This is a genomic window from Porphyrobacter sp. TH134 (assembly GCF_002855495.1).
Lineage (GTDB): Bacteria > Pseudomonadota > Alphaproteobacteria > Sphingomonadales > Sphingomonadaceae > Erythrobacter.
In genome coordinates this window covers 1-20,023 of sequence record NZ_PKRO01000002.1, presented here as the reverse complement: position 1 = coordinate 20,023, position 20,023 = coordinate 1, and the positions used below count along the sequence as shown (strand labels likewise).

General features: G+C 66.6%; 16 protein-coding genes. 10 read left to right on the top strand and 6 right to left on the bottom strand.

What is annotated here, in order from left to right; translation table 11 throughout:
- Positions 1-24: 24 nt before the first annotated feature.
- Positions 25-159, top strand: a complete 135-nt coding sequence (locus C0V72_RS16710) for a hypothetical protein (protein ID WP_267893423.1) — start codon at positions 25-27, stop codon at positions 157-159.
- Here the strand turns inward: C0V72_RS16710 and C0V72_RS01130 are convergent, their stop codons facing one another.
- From C0V72_RS01130 to C0V72_RS01115, 4 genes are all read right to left on the bottom strand, one after another.
- Positions 160-903: a sulfite exporter TauE/SafE family protein gene (locus C0V72_RS01130; protein WP_101791382.1), complete on the bottom strand. Its 744-nt coding sequence runs from the start codon at positions 901-903 to the stop codon at positions 160-162.
- A gap of 4 nt (positions 904-907) precedes the next feature.
- Positions 908-1,309, bottom strand: a complete 402-nt coding sequence (gene copM / locus C0V72_RS01125) for a CopM family metallochaperone (RefSeq protein ID WP_101791381.1) — start codon at positions 1,307-1,309, stop codon at positions 908-910.
- A 2-nt stretch (positions 1,310-1,311) separates the two neighbouring features.
- Positions 1,312-3,315: a threonine--tRNA ligase gene (thrS, locus tag C0V72_RS01120; protein WP_101791380.1), complete on the bottom strand. Its 2,004-nt coding sequence runs from the start codon at positions 3,313-3,315 to the stop codon at positions 1,312-1,314.
- A gap of 253 nt (positions 3,316-3,568) precedes the next feature.
- Positions 3,569-5,245 carry an alkaline phosphatase D family protein gene (locus C0V72_RS01115; RefSeq protein ID WP_101791379.1) on the bottom strand — a complete coding sequence of 559 codons (1,677 nt, stop codon included), beginning with the start codon at positions 5,243-5,245 and terminating at the stop codon, positions 3,569-3,571.
- A gap of 120 nt (positions 5,246-5,365) precedes the next feature.
- Between C0V72_RS01115 and C0V72_RS01110 the strand changes: the two genes are divergently transcribed.
- From C0V72_RS01110 to C0V72_RS01090, 5 genes are all read left to right on the top strand, one after another.
- The gene (locus C0V72_RS01110; RefSeq protein WP_101791378.1) at positions 5,366-6,100 is read left to right on the top strand and encodes an alpha/beta hydrolase; all 735 of its coding nucleotides are present in this window, start codon (positions 5,366-5,368) and stop codon (positions 6,098-6,100) included.
- Positions 6,101-6,106: 6 nt separating this feature from the next.
- Positions 6,107-6,970, top strand: coding sequence for a tetratricopeptide repeat protein (locus tag C0V72_RS01105; protein WP_233999721.1), 864 nt, complete (start codon positions 6,107-6,109; stop codon positions 6,968-6,970).
- Positions 6,967-7,962 (top strand): LLM class flavin-dependent oxidoreductase, encoded by a 996-nt coding sequence (locus C0V72_RS01100; RefSeq protein WP_101791377.1) that lies wholly within the window; start codon positions 6,967-6,969, stop codon positions 7,960-7,962. The genes C0V72_RS01105 and C0V72_RS01100 overlap by 4 nt, the downstream gene beginning before the upstream one ends.
- A gap of 130 nt (positions 7,963-8,092) precedes the next feature.
- Positions 8,093-12,826 (top strand): NAD-glutamate dehydrogenase domain-containing protein, encoded by a 4,734-nt coding sequence (locus tag C0V72_RS01095; RefSeq protein ID WP_101791376.1) that lies wholly within the window; start codon positions 8,093-8,095, stop codon positions 12,824-12,826.
- 88 nt (positions 12,827-12,914) lie between these two features.
- Complete coding sequence (locus tag C0V72_RS01090; RefSeq protein WP_101791375.1) at positions 12,915-14,159, top strand: NAD(P)/FAD-dependent oxidoreductase; 1,245 nt, start codon at positions 12,915-12,917, stop codon at positions 14,157-14,159.
- Here the strand turns inward: C0V72_RS01090 and queG are convergent.
- Positions 14,143-15,198, bottom strand: a complete 1,056-nt coding sequence (queG, locus tag C0V72_RS01085; protein ID WP_101791374.1) for a tRNA epoxyqueuosine(34) reductase QueG — start codon at positions 15,196-15,198, stop codon at positions 14,143-14,145. The two genes, C0V72_RS01090 and queG, sit on opposite strands and share 17 nt — an antisense overlap.
- Positions 15,199-15,245: 47 nt before the next feature.
- On the opposite strand from queG, the gene C0V72_RS01080 reads away from it, so the two are divergent.
- From C0V72_RS01080 to msrB, 4 genes are all read left to right on the top strand, one after another.
- Entirely contained in the window at positions 15,246-16,256 is a 1,011-nt protein-coding gene (locus tag C0V72_RS01080; RefSeq protein ID WP_101791373.1) for an ABC transporter ATP-binding protein, read from the top strand.
- A complete protein-coding gene (locus tag C0V72_RS01075; RefSeq protein WP_101791372.1) occupies positions 16,253-17,512 on the top strand; it encodes an ABC transporter permease in 1,260 nt (419 codons plus the stop codon). Before C0V72_RS01080 ends, C0V72_RS01075 begins: the two co-directional genes overlap by 4 nt.
- A 105-nt stretch (positions 17,513-17,617) precedes the next feature.
- Positions 17,618-18,967, top strand: coding sequence for a cytochrome P450 (locus C0V72_RS01070; protein WP_101791371.1), 1,350 nt, complete (start codon positions 17,618-17,620; stop codon positions 18,965-18,967).
- 83 nt (positions 18,968-19,050) lie between these two features.
- Positions 19,051-19,539, top strand: coding sequence for a peptide-methionine (R)-S-oxide reductase MsrB (gene msrB / locus C0V72_RS01065; RefSeq protein WP_101791535.1), 489 nt, complete (start codon positions 19,051-19,053; stop codon positions 19,537-19,539).
- Between the two features lie 9 nt (positions 19,540-19,548).
- Here msrB and C0V72_RS01060 read toward each other — a convergent pair whose 3' ends face one another.
- Positions 19,549-19,890: a PilZ domain-containing protein gene (locus C0V72_RS01060; RefSeq protein WP_233999720.1), complete on the bottom strand. Its 342-nt coding sequence runs from the start codon at positions 19,888-19,890 to the stop codon at positions 19,549-19,551.
- Positions 19,891-20,023 lie beyond the last annotated feature (133 nt).

Sequence of the window (20,023 nt, the reverse complement as noted above, 5' to 3'; positions counted from 1 at the left end):
GATTTGGGGCCAGTGTGCGGGATCATGACCCGTGCCCTTGCTCTTGCTCTGCCGCTTGCCTCTGCGACCCGGATCGATGCGCTCGATCTGGCGCGGCGGTTGATCGTGCTCGGCTGCGGCGCTGCGCTGATCCTGGCAGGCCAGGCGCTTCCGGTCTGATCAGACCAGCCGCGCAAAGGCGGCCACGGCCGCCCCGCCAAGAATCAATCCCACGCTCACCCGCCAGACCGGATCGCTGATCTGCCCCGAGACACGCGCGCCCAGCCGGTTCCCGGCGATGATCATCGGCAACATCACCAGCGCGAACACCAGCAGCTCCCACCGCAGGATGCCGAGCCATGTCGCGCTCGCCAGACCGGCACTGGCGGCGATGGTGAAGATCAGCTGCATCGAGGCCTTGATGGTCGGGCGCGGCAGGTCTCGCCCCGCATAATAGGGCACCACCGGCGGGCCGGGCATCCCGGCATAGCCCGTCATCAGCCCGCTCAGCACGCCGACACTTCCGGTCACCACCGGCCCCGGCACCGCAGCACCGCGCTTGGGCAGCAGGATCGCCAGAAAGGCGCTGACCGCAATCAGCGCGATCACCAGCCGCGCTACGTCCCTGCCCGTCATGGAAAGTGCCCACAGGCCGATCGGTGTGGTCACCACCACCAGGGCGGCGATCACCCACGCGCTGCGCTCGGCATCGCGCACCAGACTGCGGATCTCGGTCGCGCCGATCATGAAGGTCAGCGCATTGGCCAGCACCACCGCCTCGACCGGCGGCAGCGCGAGCGCCAGCACCGGCACCAGCAGGATCGCCATGCCAAAGCCCGTGAGGCCCCGCACAAAGGCAGACCCCAGTGCCGCCGCCAGCGCGACGGCGATCTGGATTGCGGTAAAGCCCCCGAAAATCTCCACGTGGCTACGGGGCGCTACGCGCTTTGAGCCAGGCTTCCATCTCGGCGATTTCGGCCTTTTGCGCCGCGATTACGCGGGTGGCGAGATCGCGGGCCTTTTCATCCTTGGCATATTTCAGGGCCACTTCGGACATTTCGACCGCGCCCTTGTGATGGGCGAGCATGCCCTGCATGAAAGCGACGTCGGCATCGGCGGGGATATCGGCCATCCCGGCGTGCATCCGGTCGTTCACGGCCTTGTAGGCGGCCTGCGCCTCGGTGAGTTCGGCCTTTGCCTCCCCGCCCATGTCATGGCCGGAATGGTCCATGGTCGAATGATCGACGGCGGCGGCTTCATCCTTGGGGGTTTCGGCCCCGCAGGCGGCCAGCAACAGAATGGCGGGTGCCAGGGCGAGGATACGCTTCATGGTCAGTTCTCCGTCTTGAGATCGGGCGGGGTGCCTTCGGCCTTGAGCATTGCGATCGCCTCGGCAAGCGGCATCACCTTCTGGTGCTCCGCGCCGAGCGTGCGCACAGCGACCGTGCCTTCCTCGGCCTCGCGCTTGCCGACCACCAGCAGGTGCGGGACCTTCGCGAGGCTGTGTTCGCGCACCTTGTAGTTGATCTTCTCGTTGCGGGTGTCGGTCTCGACCCGGATACCGGCGGCCTTCAGCTGCGCTTCGACATCGTGGGCATAACCATCGGCGTCCGACACGATGGTGGCGACCACCGCCTGCACCGGCGCAAGCCACGTCGGCAGCTTGCCGGCGAAGTGCTCGATCAGAATGCCGATGAAGCGTTCGTAGCTGCCGAAGATCGCGCGGTGGAGCATCACCGGGCGGTGCTTTTCGCCATCCTCGCCGATGTAGTTCGCGTCCAAGCGTTCGGGCAGCACGCGGTCGGACTGGATGGTGCCGACCTGCCAGGTGCGCCCGATCGCGTCGGTGAGGTGCCATTCGAGCTTGGGCGCATAGAACGCGCCTTCGCCCGGCAGTTCTTCCCATGCGAGGCCATTGGCGGTCAGCGCATCGCGCAATTCCTGCTCGGCCTTGTCCCAGTCCGCCTCGCTGCCGAAGCGCTTTTCGGGGCGCAGGGCCAGCTTGATGTCATAGGTAAAGCCGAAGTCGCGGTAGACCGAATCCGCCAGCGCGAGGAAGGCCTGCACTTCGCCCACCACCTGCTGTTCCGTGCAGAAGATATGCGCGTCGTCCTGCGTGAACTGGCGCACGCGCATCAGCCCGTGGAGCGCGCCGTGGGGCTCGTTGCGGTGGCAGCAGCCCATTTCGCCCAGCCGGATCGGCAGGTCGCGGTAGGAGGTGATGCCCTGCTTGAAGACCATCACGTGCGCCGGGCAGTTCATCGGCTTGATCGCCATCCACGCGGCATCGTCGGCCACCTTGGGGGAGGCCGCGCCGGACTCCTCGTCCACTTCGGGCACCATGTCGGGCACCGCGAACATGTTCTGCGCGTATTTCCCCCAGTGGCCCGACTGGGTCCACTGGCGCACGTCCATCAGCTGCGGGGTCTTGATTTCGCGGTAGCCCGAACCGTCCATCTTGCGGCGCATATAGGCTTCCAGCTCGCGCCAGATGCGGTAGCCCTTGGGGTGCCAGAAGACAGAACCGTGGGCCTCTTCCTGCAAGTGGAACAGGTCCATCTCGCGCCCCAGCTTGCGGTGATCGCGCTTGGCGGCTTCTTCGAGGCGCGTGAGGTGAGCGTTCAGCTGCTTCTTGTTGAGCCAGCCGGTGCCGTAGATGCGGGTCAGCTGCGCATTGTTCTGGTCGCCGCGCCAATAGGCCCCGGCGACGCGCATCAGCTTGAAGGCGTCGGGATCGAGCTTGCCGGTCGAGGGCAGATGCGGGCCGCGGCACATATCGAGCCAGTCGTTGCCGCTCCAATAGACCGTCAGTTCCTCGCCCTCGGGCAGTTCCTTGGCCCATTCGGCCTTGAAGGTTTCGCCCTCACCCGCCCATTTGGCGATGAGGTCTTCGCGGCTCCACACTTCGCGGCGCAGCGGCTTGTCGGCGCGGATGATGCGGCGCATTTCCTCCTCGATGGCGGGGAGATCGTCCATGCTGAACGGCTCGCGGCTGTCGGGCGCCTTCACGTCGTAATAGAACCCATCGTCGGTCGCCGGGCCGAAGGTGATCTGCGTGCCGGGGAATAGCGATTGCACCGCTTCGGCCAGCACATGGGCATAATCGTGGCGCGCGAGTTCGAGCGCGTCGGCCTCGTCACGGCTCGTCACCAGAGCGAGATTCGCGTCCCCGTCGAAAGGCCGGGTGAGATCGCGCAGTTCCCCGTCAACGCGCGCGGCAATCGCCGCCTTGGCAAGGCCGGGGCCGATCGCGGCAGCAATATCCGCCGGGGTCGAGCCCGCGGGCACTTCGCGCACCGATCCATCGGGCAGGCTGATCTTGAGCAGTTCGGTCATCGTCGTTGGTCCGTCTCGTTTGCGGCACGCCCTGCCACAAGCAGAGGCGCACCGGAAGAGCGGTGTTGAGCGATACGGTCAGGGGAGAACACCGCGCCGCCCCGAACCGGGCGGCGGGCCTCGCGCTTAACGCACAGCCCCCCGCCCCCGGCTAGTCGTCCGGGTCGTGGTGGTGGTGCAGGGAGTGGCAAGCAGCTTGGCCATGGCCGTCAGATAGGCGCGCAAGGACGAAAAGTCACGCGACGAAGCGTTCTCACACCGCCAGCTTGCCGCTGCCCTTCTCGGTCGTGATCCGCTTCGTGCCCGCAAGCTGCGTCGAACGCTGCTTGATCCCGGCGCTGAAGCGGTATTCGGTCACCGCGCGCGTGGGCGTCAGTTCCACCACCATGTAGCCGCGCTGGGCGGTGTCGGCCCATTTCAGGCTTTCGTTGGTGGCAACCAGCGCGCTTGCCAGATCGGCGGGGGGGATGGCGGCAAGGTAGTTTTCAAAGCCGGGCGAGCTGACCGAACACACGCCCAGTTCCACCCCCACCGGGGTGCGGTCCTGCGCCAGTTCGAAGGCCCAGCCATTGTGGGTGTCACCCGCCAGCACCAGCAGATTGGCGTCGGCCGCCAGCGCCGCCTTGAACACCCGTTCGCGCGCGGCGGGATAGCCGTCCCATGCGTCCATATTGGCGGGCAGGCCCATCTGGCTGGCGAGGGCGGCGGCCCTCAGCCGGTCGCGCACATAATCGGGAACGCTGCTGCCAAGCTGATCGGCGAGGCTGACGGGCGTGCGCAGATTGCCGATCAGCACCTGCTGCACCAGCACCTGCCACGCCGTGCCGTCGGCGGTCGATGCGGCGAGCCCTTCGGCCAGCCATTGTTCCTGCGGCTGGCCCAGCAATTGCCGCGCGGGATCGGCCCAGGCGCCATCCTTGAACCGCGCCAGCGCTTCCATCGCGGCTTGCGGATCGGTCTGGCCTTTCAGCACCATGCCCAGATCGAGCTGCTTGTCGCGCCCCTCCAGCCGGGTATCGAGCCGGAACAAAGTCGCCAGATCGCCGATCTGATAGGCGGCATAGGGCGCGTCCGACACCGGCATCCATTCGCGGTAGGCCTGCTTGGCCGCGGCCTTGCGTGTGTTCCAATCGCCCTCGGTGTCGGGTTGGTGGTTCTGCGCGCCGGTTTCGTAGCTGTCGTTGGCGCTTTCGTGATCGTCCCACACCGCGATCATCGGCAGCACCTGATGCAATCGCTGGCAATCGGGATCGGCGCGGTAGGTGGCGTAGCGCAGGCGGTAATCGGTCAGCGCGACGATTTCGGTGGTGGGATCAAGCACGCGGCCCGCCACCGCCTGCTGGGCATCGGGATAGGTGCCCGCGCCATATTCGTAGATGTAATCGCCCAGATGCAGCGCCAGTTCGGCATCGTTGACTTCGGCGGCGTGGCCATAGGCGTTGAACCAGCCGAACCCGAAGTTGGAGCATGAGAAGACGGCGAGCCTGACGCTGGCGGTCGGCCCTTGCGGCAGGGTGCGAGTGCGGCCCACGGGCGAAGTCGCGCCGCGGGGCGCGATAAAGCGGTAGAAATACCAGCGCCCCGGCGCGAGACCCGTGGCGATACCCTTGGCGCACCAGTCGCGCGCCGGGCTGGCGGTCACGCTGCCTTCGGCGACTGGGCGGGTGAAATCCTCGTTTTCGCTCACCTGCCAGGTCAGGGCGGTTTCCGCCTCGGCGACAAAGCGCGTCCACAGCAGTACCGAATTGGCCGACGGCTCCCCGCTCGCCACATTGTGGGTGAAGCCGGTGCCGAAACTGCGCGCGGCGAGCGGCGCGGCGGCCATCGCCGCCGATGCCCCGGCGAGCGTGAACAGGTTGCGGCGGGTGAGCGCGGTCACGCCGGATGTGGGTTGCGGGGTGGGCTGGGAGGCGGTGTCGGTTTTGAACATGGCGCGGCGCTTATCCCTCTTGCGTTGCGCTGCTGTGACAGTGGCCGGTGAAGAAGCCCGTCGCCGCGCGCCGCGCCAGAATGGTTGCCTTTGCGCTCCCGTGCAAGGCATGGATGGGGCATGACCGACATTCTCTATCACACGCTGTATGATCGCCGCCGGGTGGCCTTTCGCTACACGCATGGGGCCGGCCCCTGCCTCGTCTTTCTGCCCGGCTACATGTCCGACATGAGCGGCAGCAAGGCGACCGCATTGTTTGCCGAGGCTGAGGCGCAGGGCCGGGCCTGCCTGCTGCTCGACTATTCGGGCTGCGGGGCAAGTGACGGCGAATTTGCCGACGGGATGCTGAGCGGCTGGCGCGACGAGGTGCTGGCGCTGATCGCGTGTTACGTCAGTGGCCCGGTGCTGCTGGTGGGATCGTCGATGGGCGGGTGGCTGATGCTGCTGGTGGCTGAACATCTCAAGCACCGCTGCGCCGGACTGATCGGCATCGCGCCCGCGCCCGATTTCACCCGCTGGGGCTATACCGAGGATCAGCGCGCCGCGCTCGCCGCGGGGGAGACGATCTATGAACCCAATCCCTATGGCCCCGAACCCACGCCCACTTACGCGAAGTTCTTCGCCGATGCCGAATGTCACCTGCGGCTGGAAAGCAGCATTGCCATCACCTGCCCGGTGCGCTTGCTCCACGGCAAGGCGGACGCCGACGTGCCGTGGGACATCAGCCTGCGCCTCAAGGCGGCGCTGGCTTCGGCTGATGTTCAGGTAAGTCTGATAGAAGACGGCGATCATCGCCTGTCGCGGGATAGCGACATTGCCGCTCTCAAGGCCATCGTGGCCGAATTTTACGGATAGCCACACGTGTCCCTGATCCTTGCCCTGCTGCTGCAAGTCGGCCCCAATCCGCTGACGGGCGGGCTGCCCAATGACGATCTGGTGCGCGACCGCCCGCCCCGCTCGGATGGGGTGAAGGGCGCGGCCGATGCCACCACCGCATGGTTCGAGATGTGCCTCGACCAGATCGAACAGGATCCCGCACGCGCGCATTCCATGGCGCAGATCCGCCGCAGCGAGACGCGCGGGACGGATCGGGTGCTGGCCAACCATTGCCTTGGCACGGCGTCAGCCGAGCTGGGCCTGTGGGACGATGCCCGAACCGCCTTTATCGCCGCCCGTGCCGATACGCCCGAGGGCGAGACCCGCACCCGCGCGCGATTCGCCGCGCTGGCGGGCAACGCCGCGCTGGGCGGCGGGGATGCGCAGGGCGCGCTCGATCTGTTGACTCTGGCCGAAACCGATGCCCGCGCCGCCGATGCCGCCCCGCTCGCCGCCATTGCCGCGACCGATCGCGCCCGCGCGCTGGTGTCGCTGGGGCGCGGTGACGAGGCGCTGGCGGCGCTGGAAGCGGCCACCACGCTGGCGCCCGAACGGCCCGAGGGCTGGCTGCTGAAAGCCACCCTGCTGCGCCGCCTTGACCGGCTGAGCGAGGCGCAGACCGCCATCGAACGCGCCGTGCTGCTGACGCCGCAAGACCCTGACATCGGGCTGGAAGCCGGGGTGATCGCAGTGCTGGCGGGGCGCGATGATGCCGCACGGGCGAGCTGGCAATCGGTGATCGACCTTGCGCCTGAAAGCCCCGCCGCCGCGACCGCCAAGGACTACCTTGCGCAGCTCGGCCAAGCGGGCGACACTGCCGCCCCGCAGGAGGATACCCCAAAGTCATGACCCGTTTTTCCGTCCTCGATCTGGTGCCGGTGCGCGAAGGCGGCACGCTGACCGAAGCCTTTGCGGCCACCACCGGGCTCGCCCGCGCCGCAGAAGCCTTCGGGTGCGACCGGTTCTGGGTCGCCGAACATCACGCGATGGACGGGATCGCGGGCGGGGCCACGTCCGTGGTGCTCGCCCATATCGGCAATGCCACCAGCCGCATCCGCATCGGATCGGGCGGGATCATGCTGCCCAATCACACCCCGTTCCAGATCGCCGAGCAGTTCGGCACGCTGGACGCGCTGTTTCCCGGCCGGATCGATCTGGGGCTGGGCCGCGCGCCGGGGGCGGGGCCGGAATTGCAGCGCGCCCTGCGCAAGAACCTGCATCAGGCCGCCGAATACTTCCCGCAGGACGTGGTGGAGCTGCGCGCGCTGTTGACGGGCGACTATGACTTGCCGATCGCCGCGACGCCGGGGCTGGGCGCCAAGGTGGAATTGTGGATGCTGGGATCGAGCCTGTTCGGCGCAAGCCTCGCCGCCAAGCTGGGCCTGCCCTATGCCTTTGCCGCCCATTTCGCGCCCGATCACCTTGACGCAGCCCTTGCCGTCTATCGCCGCGATTTCCAGCCGTCCGAGGCCTGTCCGCAGCCGCATGTGATGGTTGCCATGAACGTGTTCGCTGCCGAAACCGAAGCCGCCGCGCGCCTGCTGGCCTCCAGCCAGCAGCAAAGCTTTGTGCGGCTGCGCAGTGGCACGCCCGGCAAGCTGCCCCCGCCGATTGCGGACTATCACGACACGCTGCCCGCCCATGCGCAGGCGATGCTGGCGCATATCGGTCAGGCCGCCGCTGTCGGCACGCCGGCGCAGGTGCGCGAGGCGATTGCCGCCTTCGTCGCCCGCACCGGGGCGGACGAGATCCTGCTGTCGGGCGCAACCTATGATCCGGACGCCCGCATCCGCAGCCTGGAACTGACGCTGGAAGCCTGCGAAACCGTGCCCGCGGCGTGATTCCACGCAATCATCACGCTTGCGCCGCAGTCATGAAAGCGGGTATCGCCAGACGACACGATAACAACAATCCGGCACAATAATATTACAGGTATGCGATGCCGGAATGCAGGATGAGCAGGAGCCACGCATGGGGTCCAAGACTGTCGCCGCCGCCGCGCCCAAATCACCGGCCAGCCCGCCAAGCCGCCCCTTGATCAAGGCCCTGCGCCGCCAGCTTGAGGCCTCCTTATTGCCCGGCGATGCCCCGGCCCGCGCATCCGATCAAAAGGCGGCGCTGGACGAGGCGGCGGAATATCTCCTTGGCGCTGCTGCCACCCGCGCGCCCGGGCAAGCGCTGGTCCAGCTCGAATCTACAGGCGGCGAGCGGCGGCATCTGCGGATTGCGGTTATCAATGACGACATGCCGTTTCTGGTCGATTCGGTCGCGGCGACGATTGCTGCGCAAGGGTTGGGGATCGACCGGATGCTGCACCCCGTCGTGCCAGTGCAGCGCGATGCTGCGGGCGCGATCACCGGACTGGAAGCGGCCGGCACGCGCGAATCGCTGATCTATATCGAAACCCCGCGCGTCGATGCCCGCCAGCGGCGCGACCTGCTCGACGCGCTGCACACCACGCTGGGCGATGTCCATGCGGCGGTCAGCGACTGGCCGCAATTGCAGGCGGCGATGAACGCGGATGCGGTGCGCGCACAGGCCGTCGACGCCGAAGCGGGCGCGTTGCTGGCATGGCTCGGGGCAGGGATGCTGACCCAGTTGGGCCACCTGACCCGCCACCGCGACGGCACGATCACCGATCGGCTGGGCATCTGCACTGCATCCGCGCAGGATCTGCTGGCCGAAATCAGCTATGACCGCGCCTTCGACTGGTTCGACCGCCAGGACGCGGCAGGCACGCCCAAGGCGCTGCTGGCGATCAAATCCAACGTTCACGCCCGCGTCCACCGCGCCAGCCCGCTCGATCTGTTTATCGTGCCGGTACGCGAAGGCGGCACCATTACCGCGCTGTCGATCCATGCCGGGCTGTGGACGAGCGCCGCGCTTAACGCCCGCCCGGGCGAAGTGCCGGTGCTGCGGACGATGGTGACCGATCTGACCGCGCAGGCCGGGTTCGATCCCGCCGGGCATAATGGCAAGGCGCTGGTGCACGCCTTCACCTCTTTGCCCAACGATCTTTTGACCGCCTTCGATCCGGCGCGTGTCGCTGATCTGGTGATGACCAAGATGGCGCTGATCGACCGGCCCCGCCCGCGTCTCATCATGGTGCGTTCGATGCTGGAACGGCATGTCTTCGCCTTTGTCTGGCTGCCGCGCGATCAGCTGTCGACCGATGTGCGCTTGCAGATCCAGGCGATGCTGCTGGCCGCGCCCGGGGCGGCGCTGCTCGACTGGAGCCTTGAGGTGGAAAGCAGCAGCCTTGCCCTGCTGCGCTTCCTGATCGATGTGCGCGCCTGCGATGATCTGCCCGATGACGCCGTGATCGAAGCGCAATTGGCGCAGATGCTGCGCGGCTGGAACGAGACGGTGGCGGGCCATCTGGCCGACACCGAAGACGCGGGCCGCGCCGCTGCGCTGGCGGCGCGTTATGCCCCGGCCTTCCCGACCGGTTACCGCCTGACCTATGGCCCGCACGAAGCCGCCCGCGATATTGCCAAGCTGCGCACGCTGGCCGTGGCCGAGGGGAGCGCCGCCCGCGCGGTGCGCTTGTACCGGCTGGAGGGTGACGGGGCCGATACCCTGCGGCTGAAAGCCTATGTGCTGGGCGGCACGCTGGCCTTGTCCGATGCGGTCCCGGCACTGGAGAATTTCGGGTTCCGGGTGGCCGCCGAAGTGCCGACCTTTCTGACCGATGCCAGCCTCGGCTCGATCCATGATTTCATCCTGACCGTGCCCGCAGGCCGCGATGCCGAAGCGTTGCTGGGCCGCGCGGCGCTGATCGAAGGCGCGCTGGCCGATGTGCTGAACGGCGTGGGCGAGGATGATCCCTTCAACCGCCTGATCCCCGCCGCCGGGCTGGCCCCGCGCGAGGCGAACTGGCTGCGCGCGATCTATCGCTATCTGCGCCAGACCGGGGTGAGCTACACGATCTATACCGTGGTCGATGCGCTGGTCGCCGCGCCGCAGGTGACAGCCGCGATGATCGCGCTGTTCGCCGCGCGCCACAATCCGGCCTTCGCGGGCGACCGGGACGAAGCCATCACCGCCGCGCAAGGGGCCTTCACCCGCGGGCTGGCGAAAGTCACTGCAATCAATGATGACCGGCTGCTTCGCTTGTACCGCGCGGTGATCGATGCCGTGCTGCGCACCAACGCCTTTGACCCTGCCGCGGCAGAGGCGCTGGCGTTCAAACTGGAATCGGCGCGCGTCCCCGGCCTGCCCAAGCCGCTGCCCTGGCGCGAGATTTTCGTCTATTCGGTCCGCGTCGAAGGCATTCACCTGCGCTCTGGCAAGGTCGCGCGCGGGGGCCTGCGCTGGTCCGACCGGCGCGACGATTTCCGCACCGAAGTGCTGGGCCTGATGAAAGCGCAGCGCGTGAAGAATGCCGTGATCGTGCCGACGGGCGCGAAGGGCGGGTTCTATCCCAAGCAGCTCCCCAGCCCCGCGATCGACCGTGAAGGCTGGGCAGCGGAAGGCCGCGCCGCCTATGAAATCTTCATCCGCACGCTGCTGTCGGTCACCGACAATATCGTGGATGGCACCGTGGTGCACCCGCAAGCGGTCGAAGTGCTCGACGGGGAAGACCCCTATTTCGTGGTTGCCGCCGACAAGGGCACCGCGACCTTCTCCGACATCGCCAACGGCATCGCGCAGGGGCGCGATTTCTGGCTGGATGATGCCTTCGCCAGTGGCGGGTCGAACGGGTATGACCACAAGGCGATGGGCATCACCGCGCGCGGGGCATGGGTCAGCGTCCAGCGCCACTTCCGCGAAATGGGCATCGACGTGCAGACCCAGTCCGTCACCGTGGCGGGCTGCGGGGATATGTCGGGCGATGTGTTCGGCAACGGGATGCTCTTGTCCAAGGCGCTGAAGCTGGTTGCCGCCTTCGATCACCGCCACATCTTCATCGACCCTGCGCCCGATCCGCTCGCCAGCTGGAAAGAACGTGCGCGCATGTTCGCGCTGCCCCGGTCAAGCTGGGAGGATTATGACCCTGCGCTGATTTCCAAGGGCGGAGGCGTGTTCCCGCGCACGGCCAAGTCGATCAAGCTCAGCAAGCAAGCCCGCGAGGTGCTGGGCATCGATGCAAAGGATATCGAGCCCGAAGCGCTCATCACCGCGATCCTCAAGGCGCCGGTTGACCTGATGTGGTTCGGCGGGATCGGCACCTATGTGAAGGCGGCGCACGAAAACAACGTGGCCGTCGGCGATCCGGCCAATGACAGCTTGCGCGTGGATGCCACCGAGATGCGCGCCCGCGTGATCGGCGAAGGCGCGAACCTGGGCGTGACGCAGGCCGGGCGGATTGCGTTCTCCCTGAACGGAGGCCGCATCAACACCGACTTCATCGACAATTCGGCCGGGGTCGATTGTTCGGACAACGAGGTCAACATCAAGATCGCGCTGGCCGCTGCCACCGCCAGCGGCAAGCTGTCGCAGAAAAAGCGCAACACCCTGCTCGCCGCGATGACGGATGATGTTGCCGCGCTGGTGCTGGAGGACAACCGCTTGCAGGCGCTGGCCCTGTCGATTGCCGAAAGCGGCGGCGCCGGGGCGACGCCCGCCTACGTCCGCCTGATCGAGCGGCTGGAGGAAGTGGGCGATTTCGACCGCCGCACCGAAGGCCTGGCGGACGGCGAAACGCTGGTCCGGCGCGCGGCTGACGGGCAGGGGCTGACCCGGCCCGAGCTGGCGGTGCTGCTGTCTTCGGCCAAGCTGGCCTTGCAGGCCGCGATTGAAGCCAGCACCCTGCCCGATGACCCGGTGCTGGACGATGTGCTGCTGGCGCGCTTTCCCGCAGCGATGCGCAAGGCCTATTCGCAAGAAATCCGCGCCCACCGGCTGCGGCGCGAGATGATCGCGACCAGCCTGTCCAACCGGATCGTCAACCGGCTGGGCATGGTCCACCCGTTTGAACTCGCCGAAGAAGAAGGCGTGGGCCTCGCTGAAGTGGCCGCGGCTTTCGTGGTGGCAGAACGCCTGTTCGGCCTCGATCCGCTGTGGCGTGAGCTGGACGGGGCGGACATCCCCGAAGCTGCGCGCCTCGCCCTGTTTGATCGGCTGGCGGCGGCGGTCGGTAATCTGATGAGCGACGTGCTGCGCACAGCATCGGGCAAAGTCGCTGCGGGCGCGATGATCGGCGCGTTGGGCGGCGGTGTGACCGCGCTGATCGCCGGGCGCGAAGAACTGCTGACGGCTGAGCCGCGCGCGCGGTCAACAGTGCTGCGGACCAGCTTTGCCGCCATGGGCTCGCCTGACGCGCTGAGCGCCAAGGTCGCCAATCTCTTCGATTTCGACGGCGCGGTGGGTCTTGCACAGGCCGCGCTTGCCAGCGGAATGGAAGCCAAGCTGCTCACCCACGCCTTCACCGATATCGGCGCGCTGCTGGGCCTCGATTGGGCGCAGGGCACGGCGGCGCACATGTCGCCCTCGGATATCTGGGAACGGTTGCTGGTGTCCGGCCTCGCGCGGGATTTCCAGCAGATGCGGATCGAGTTTTTGCGGCGGCAGATCGCGGACAAGACCAACAGCAAGGCAGGCAACGCCGATCCGCGCGGCGCGGTGGCCGATTGGGCGCAGCGCAATGCCGCAGGCGTGGCGCAATTCCGCAAGCTGATCGCCCGCGCGCAGGCCCGTCCGCCGGTGGGGGCAGCGATGCTGGCCCAGATCGCCAGCCAGGCGCGCAATCTGCTGGAGCGATAGGGCAGCGCCTCTCAAACCATCAGGTTGACCCTTGCGGAATTTGCGGCAAGTCAATTCGCGAGGGTTAAACGAAGGGCATAGCGTCGCAATGACATCCAACCACAGCCACGCAGACGTCGTCATCGTCGGCACCGGCCACGGCGGCGCGCAGGCCGCGATCGCGCTGCGCCAGCACGCGTTCGAAGGTTCGATCCTGATGATCGGGCGCGATGATGCGCCGCCTTACGAACGCCCGCCCCTGTCCAAGGAATATCTGGCCGGCGACAAGGGGTTTGAACGGATCATGATCCGGCCCGAAAAGTTCTGGGCGGACAAGGATATCGCCTTGCGGCTGGGCGCGGCGGTGACAGGGATCGATCCGGCCAGCCACACCTTGACCCTCAGCGATGGCGCAAGCGTGACCTATCGCAAGCTCATCTGGTCAGGTGGCGGCGACCCGCGGCGCTTGCCGGTGCCCGGCGCGGTGCTGCCCGGCGTTTTCTATGTGCGCGACAAGGCCGATGCCGATGCGATGATGGCCGCGCTGGCCGATGGAGCCAAGCGCGCGGTGGTGATCGGCGGCGGCTATATCGGGCTGGAGGCCGCCGCTGTGCTGCGCAAGCTCGGCTGCGAAGTGGTACTGGTCGAAATGCTCCCCCGCCTGCTGGCGCGTGTCGCGGGGGAGGAATTGTCCACCTTCTATGCCGAGGAACACCGCCGGCAGGGCGTTGACGTGCGGTTGGAAACCGGCGTGCAGGCGGTGCTGGGCGAGGCGGAGGGCCGGGTCACCGGCGTCAGGCTCGACACGGGCGAAGAGGTGCCGTGCGACATGGTGATCGTTGGTATCGGCGTGGTGCCGGCGGTTGCGCCGCTGATTGCGGCAGGGGCGGCCGGATCGAACGGCGTCGATGTCGATTTCTGCTGCCGCACCACGCTGGATGATATCTATGCCATCGGCGACTGCGCCGCCCACGCCAATGATTTTGCCGATGGTGCCGTGATTCGGCTCGAATCGGTCCAGAACGCGCATGACATGGCGAACACCGTGGCCAAGGCGATCATGGGCGAGAAGGAGCCCTATCACGCGCTACCGTGGTTCTGGTCCAACCAGTATGACCTGAAACTGCAAACCGCCGGGCTGAACATCGGCTTCGATGAGACCGTGCTGCGCGGCGATCCGGCAACGCGCAAGTTTACGGTGGTCTATCTGAAAAGCGGCGTGCCGATTGCGTTCGACTGTGTCGGCACGATGAAGGATTATGTGCAGGGCCGCAAACTGCTGGAAAGCGGCTGCGGCAAGATCGACCCGGCGCTGCTGGCCGATCCGGAAGTGGCGATCAAGGATTTGATGTAAGCCGCGCCAAAGCCCACTGCGCCGCCTCTGCCACCACCGGGTCAGCATCGGTGGTCAGCGCGCTCACTTGGTCTGCCAACGCGGCGTTCCCGCTGTTGCCCGCCGCATAAAGGCAATTCCTCACAAACCGGTCCCGCCCGATGCGCTTGATCGGCGAACCGGAAAACAGCGCCCGGAACCCCGCATCATCCAGCGCCAGCAGCTCTGCCAGCCGGGGCGCGACCAGTTCGGCGCGGGGGAGGAATTCGCGGATCGCCTGCGCGGCAGAGGCGAACTTGTTCCACGGGCACACGGCCAGACAATCATCGCAGCCATAGATGCGGTTGCCGATGCCCGCGCGCAGGTCTTCCGCCACCGGGCCTTTGTGTTCGATGGTAAGGTAGGAAATGCAGCGCCGCGCATCCAAGCGGTAAGGCGCAGGGAAGGCGTCGGTGGGGCAGGCGTCGATGCACGCGCGGCAGCTGCCGCATTGGTCGCGGTGCGGCTCGGCCGGGGCCAGGTCCAGCGTGGTGTAGATCGCGCCAAGGAACAGCCAGCTGCCATGCGAGGGGCTCACCATGTTGGTGTGCTTGCCCTGCCAGCCGATGCCCGCGGCCTCGCCCAGCGGTTTTTCCATCACTGGAGCGGTGTCGACGAACACCTTGACCTCCGCCTCCGGCACCTCAGCCACCAGCCAGCGGGCGAGCGCCTTCAGCCGCTTTTTCACCACATCGTGATAGTCGCGGCCTTGCGCATAAACCGAGATGCGGGCGTGGGTGCCTGATCCTGCCAGTGCCAGCGGATCATGCGCGGGGGCATAGCTCATGCCGAGCGCGATCACGCTGCGCGCTGCGGGCCACAGGCCCTGGGGCGAGCGGCGGTGATCGAGCCGCGCTGCCATCCATTCCATGCTGCCATGCTGCCCTTCGCCCAGCCATTCTTCCAGCCGGGCGGCGCGCAAGGGATTCTCCCCCGCGCTGGCAAAGCCGCAGGCGGCAAAGCCCAGCGCGCTCGCCTGCTCGGCGATCCGCGCTTCAAGACTTGCCGGGGCGTTTACCATATTCGGAAGGGCTCCCGTTTAATCCTGATCGCTAACGGCGTAAGGCTATGGACATGGCGGTAAGCGATCACAACAGGCCGGGCAATCACGTGGATGGCGCGGTAGCGATCCCGAAGGATGCGCGCCCTCTGGCCATCGAAGCGCGCGGGCTGGTCAAAAGCTTTGACGGCACGCGGGCGGTCGACGGGGTGGATATCTCGGTGCCCGAAGGCGCGATCTATGGGATTCTCGGACCGAATGGTGCCGGCAAAACCACGACGCTGCGGATGCTGCTGGGCATTATCGATCCCGATGAAGGCGTGCGCCGCGTGTTCGGGCATGACCGCCCGCATGATATCGGCCGGCTGATCGGCTATTTGCCCGAAGAGCGCGGGCTGTATCCGGCGATGAAATGTGTCGAGGCGATTGCCTTTATGGGCGCGCTGCGCGGGTTGCCGCTAAAGGAAGGCCGCCGCCGCGCGGCAGAGCTGCTGGAACGCCACGATCTCGGCTACGCCGCGGACCGCCAGATTCGCCAGCTGTCCAAGGGCATGGCGCAGACCGTGCAGCTGCTCGGCACGCTGGTGCACCGCCCCCGGCTGGTGGTGCTGGACGAGCCGTTTTCGGGCCTCGATGCGATCAATCAGGGCAAGCTGGAACTGATGATCCGCGCGCTGGCCGATGACGGGGTGACGGTGATCTTTTCCACCCACGTGATCCACCATGCCGAACGCCTGTGCGAAGGCGTGGCGATCATCGCCGGGGGCAAGGTGCCCTATGCTGGCAGTGTCGAGGCGGCACGCGACCGCATCCCGGCGCAGGTGCGGCTGGAAACGCGCAGCCGTGAAGGCGCGTGGCTGTCATCCCTGCCTGCCGACACCCGCCGCAATGGCGATTTCTTCCAGTTTCCGCTGCCTGCCACCGGGATCGAGCCCTTGCTGAAAAGCCTGATCGAAGGCGAGGCGGGGATCCTCTCGCTCTCGATCGAACGCGCCGGGCTGCATGATGCTTTCGTCGCCATCGCGGGTGAGGCCGCCGCACGCCAGTTGCAGGCCGATAGCGAAGGAGCCCGCGCATGACCGAGACCGCTGCACCCCTCCGCCCCCGCCTCACCCTGCTTGAGGCCGCATGGGTCATCGCCCGGCGCGATTTCGTCGCGGTGCTGTTCAGCCGCGCCTTTCTGTTCTTTCTGATCGGGCCGCTGTTCCCGGTGCTGATCGGCGGGCTGGCGGGGAGCATTGGCCGGTCGGTGTCCGATCAGGCGATCAGCATCGAAGTCGGCCTCGCGATGAGCGCGCCCGACAATGCGGCGATGATCGCGGCTGGTGATGCCTTGCGCCCGCAGCTGGGTGGGTTCGTGCCCGAACTGCGCGTGGTGGATGAAGCGGCGGGTGGCAGCGCCTTTGATGCGCGCGCGTACCTGGACGAGCGGCGCGGTAATTACGCCGCCATCGTCACCGGCACGCTGGCCGCGCCGCAGGTGGTGGGCACCCAAGGGCAGGTCGATCGCTGGAAAGGCCCCGTCGAACTGATCGCCGCCACCGCAACCGGCGCATCGCCTGCTGCCTTCCCCGAAGCCACCAGCGAGGTTGTCGCCACCAGCGCCGCGTCGGAACGCACCAACCGCATCCGCACCGCGCAGGCGGCGCAGATGGTGCTGTTCCTGCTCACCATGCTGCTGGGCGGCATGGTCTTGTCCAATCTGGCGGAAGAAAAGGGCAACAAGATCATCGAAATCCTTGCCGCCGCGCTGCCGATGGACGCAGTGTTCATGGGCAAGCTGTTTGCGATGCTCGGCGTGTCCTTCGTCGGGATCGCGGTGTGGGGCACGGTCGGCTGGGGCTTCTGGGCGATTGCCGAAAGCGCGGTCGTCACCGTCACCCAGACCAATTTCCGCGATCTGCCCGGCCCGGCGGTGGGCTGGCCGATGTTCATCGCGCTGGGGATTGTCTATTTTTCGATGGCATACCTGCTGCTCGGTTCGCTGTTCCTGACCATCGGCGCAATGGCGGCCTCGGTGCGCGAGGTGCAGACCATGTCGATGCCGGTCACCATGCTGCAACTGATGGTGTTCTTCCTCTCGGCCGCCAATATTGGCCAGATCGGCACCACGCTGGAGCTGACCTCGGTGGTGTTCCCGCTGTCATCCCCCTTCGCGATGCTCGCCCGCGCGGCGCTGGAAGAAACGCTGTGGACCCATGCGGTGGTGCTGGTGTGGCAGGCGGTCGCCGTGCTGCTGCTGGTCAAGGGCGGTTCCATGCTGTTCCGCAAGCGGGTGATGAAATCGGGCGGCGCGGGGCGCGACAAGGCGAAAAAAGGCCGCCTCGCCGCGTGATCAGTCTCCATTCGCAACCCACTATTGACATGGCTGTCAGTTAGGGCAGGATGCGAGTCGGATCGGAGCGGCCCGTGACCAGAGGCTGCCTGACGGGAGACGAACATGGCCACGATTGCCCCCCCGACACCCATTGAGCGCCCGCAAGTGCGGCGCGAACCCAGCGCCTACGATGCCCTGAAGGCGCATCTTGCCGCCCATCCCGAAGAACGGCTTCAGCACGCGCATCCGTGGGATGTCAGCCGGTCGGACATTTATTTCAACGACACCTGGCAGCCTGTGTTCGCCGAAATGCGCGCCGCCGGGCCGCTGCATTACATCGCGGACAGCCCCTATGGTCCCTATTGGGCGGTGGTCGGCCACAAGGCGATCCAGCATATCGAGGCGCTGCCCGAAACCTTCTCGTCAAGCTGGGAGCATGGCGGGATCACCATTCTCAACCCGCTGAGCAAGGAAGAAGCCGAAGCCGCCGGCCATGCCCCGCGCGAGCTGCCGATGTTCATCGCGATGGACCGCCCCCAGCACACCGGCCAGCGCCGCACCGTCGCGCCCAAGTTCACGCCCAGCGCGGTCACCGACATGGAAGCCGAAATCCGCCAGCGCACCGGCGAAGTGCTCGACCGCCTGCCGCGCGGGAAAACCTTCGACTGGGTCGAGGAAGTCTCGATCGAACTGACCACCGGCATGCTGGCGATCCTGTTCGGCTTCCCGTGGGAAGACCGCCACCTGCTGACCCTATGGTCCGATTGGGCGGGGGATACCGAGCTCGCCAGTGTGCGCGAGATGGATCAGATGCGCTGGGGCTTCCTTCAGGAAATGGGGGCCTATTTCCAGTCGCTGTGGATCGAACGCACGATGGATACCGAGCCGGGCAATGATCTCATCTCGATGATGCTGCACTCGCCCGCGATGAACCAGATGCGGCCCGAAGAATTCATGGGCAATCTGGTGCTGCTGATCGTGGGCGGGAACGACACCACCCGCAACACCATGAGCGGGATCATCCATGCCATGGACAAGTTCCCCGACCAGCGCAAAGCCTTCGAGGAGAACCCGGACCTCATCCCCAATGCGGTGCAGGAATGCCTGCGTTATCAGACCCCGCTGGCCCATATGCGCCGCACCTGCACCGAAGACACCGAAGTGTTCGGCCAGACGATCAAGGCGGGCGACAAGGTGGTGCTGTGGTATCTCAGCGCCAACCGTGACGAAGAAGTGTTCGACAACCCGGACAAGCTCGACATCACCCGCGACAATGCCCGGCGGCATCTTGCCTTTGGCTATGGCATCCACCGCTGCGTGGGCGCGCGGCTCGCGGAAATGCAGCTGCGCATCCTGCTGGAGGAACTGCACAAGCGCCGGATGCGGGTGCATGTTGCGGGCGATGTGGAGCGGGTGCGCGCCAACTTCGTCCACGGCTTCCGCAAGCTTGAGGTGGAGATCACCAGCTTCTGACGGGCCGTGGATGAAACTTCCGGCGTGTTCGGGGCGTATTAAGGCTGGAACGCCCAAGACCGTGAACGATGGAACACACACCCATGCGACTGCCCGTCATTGACCGCCGCCGCCTGCTGGCCCTTGGCGCTGCGCTGCCCTTTATCGGCGCGTGCTCTGCCGCGCCGGCCGAAGCCAAAAGCTTCCCCAAGGGCAAGACCGAGGCCGAATGGCGCAAGGTGCTGACCCGCGATCAGTTCTACGTGCTGCGGCAGGAAGGCACGGAGCGCGCCTTCACCTCCCCGCTCGACAAGGAAAAGCGCAAGGGCACCTTCGTGTGTGCGGGCTGCGCCAATCCGGTCTATGCCTCGTCGCACAAGTTCAACAGCGGCACCGGCTGGCCCAGTTTCTGGCAGGCGGCTGACAAGGGGGCCGTGGGCACCAGCACCGATTACAAGATCGGTTACCCCCGCACCGAAGTTCACTGCGCGGACTGCGGCGGGCATCTGGGTCATATCTTCGATGATGGCCCCAAGCCCACCGGCAAGCGGCACTGCATCAACGGGGTCGCGCTGAAGTTCGTCCCCGCCTGATCGGCGCGGCTAGCTTTCGAGCAGCGCCGGGGCCTGAAGCCGTGCGGCCAGCCGGGCGAAATCGCCCAGCGCAAAGGTGTCGTCAAACACCAGCCCGTAATGCTGATCGCGCCGCCAGCGCACCTTGGCGCGCACATCGCGGGTTTCGCCGTCCAGCCCCGGTGCTTCGACCCGCACGGATTGATCGATCGCCAGCAGGCCTTCGCAGCTGATCCGCGCACCTTGCTGCGACAGGTTTTCGACCACCGCCGCAAACCGCCCCGTCAGCGTGTTGACGGTCACCGGGAAACACAAGCCGAGTCGCAGCCCGCGTTTGGGATATTCGGCCGATTCGTTGACCAGCCGCTCCACCTCGACGCTTTGGGCAAAGGCGAAACCGGCTTCATTAGACCTGTTGCGAAAGCCGGGCCAGTTTGATTTTTCTGGGACATCGAGTGAGGACAGGGGGGTGTCTTTTGATGCAAGGGATCAGAAGCCGGCCTCG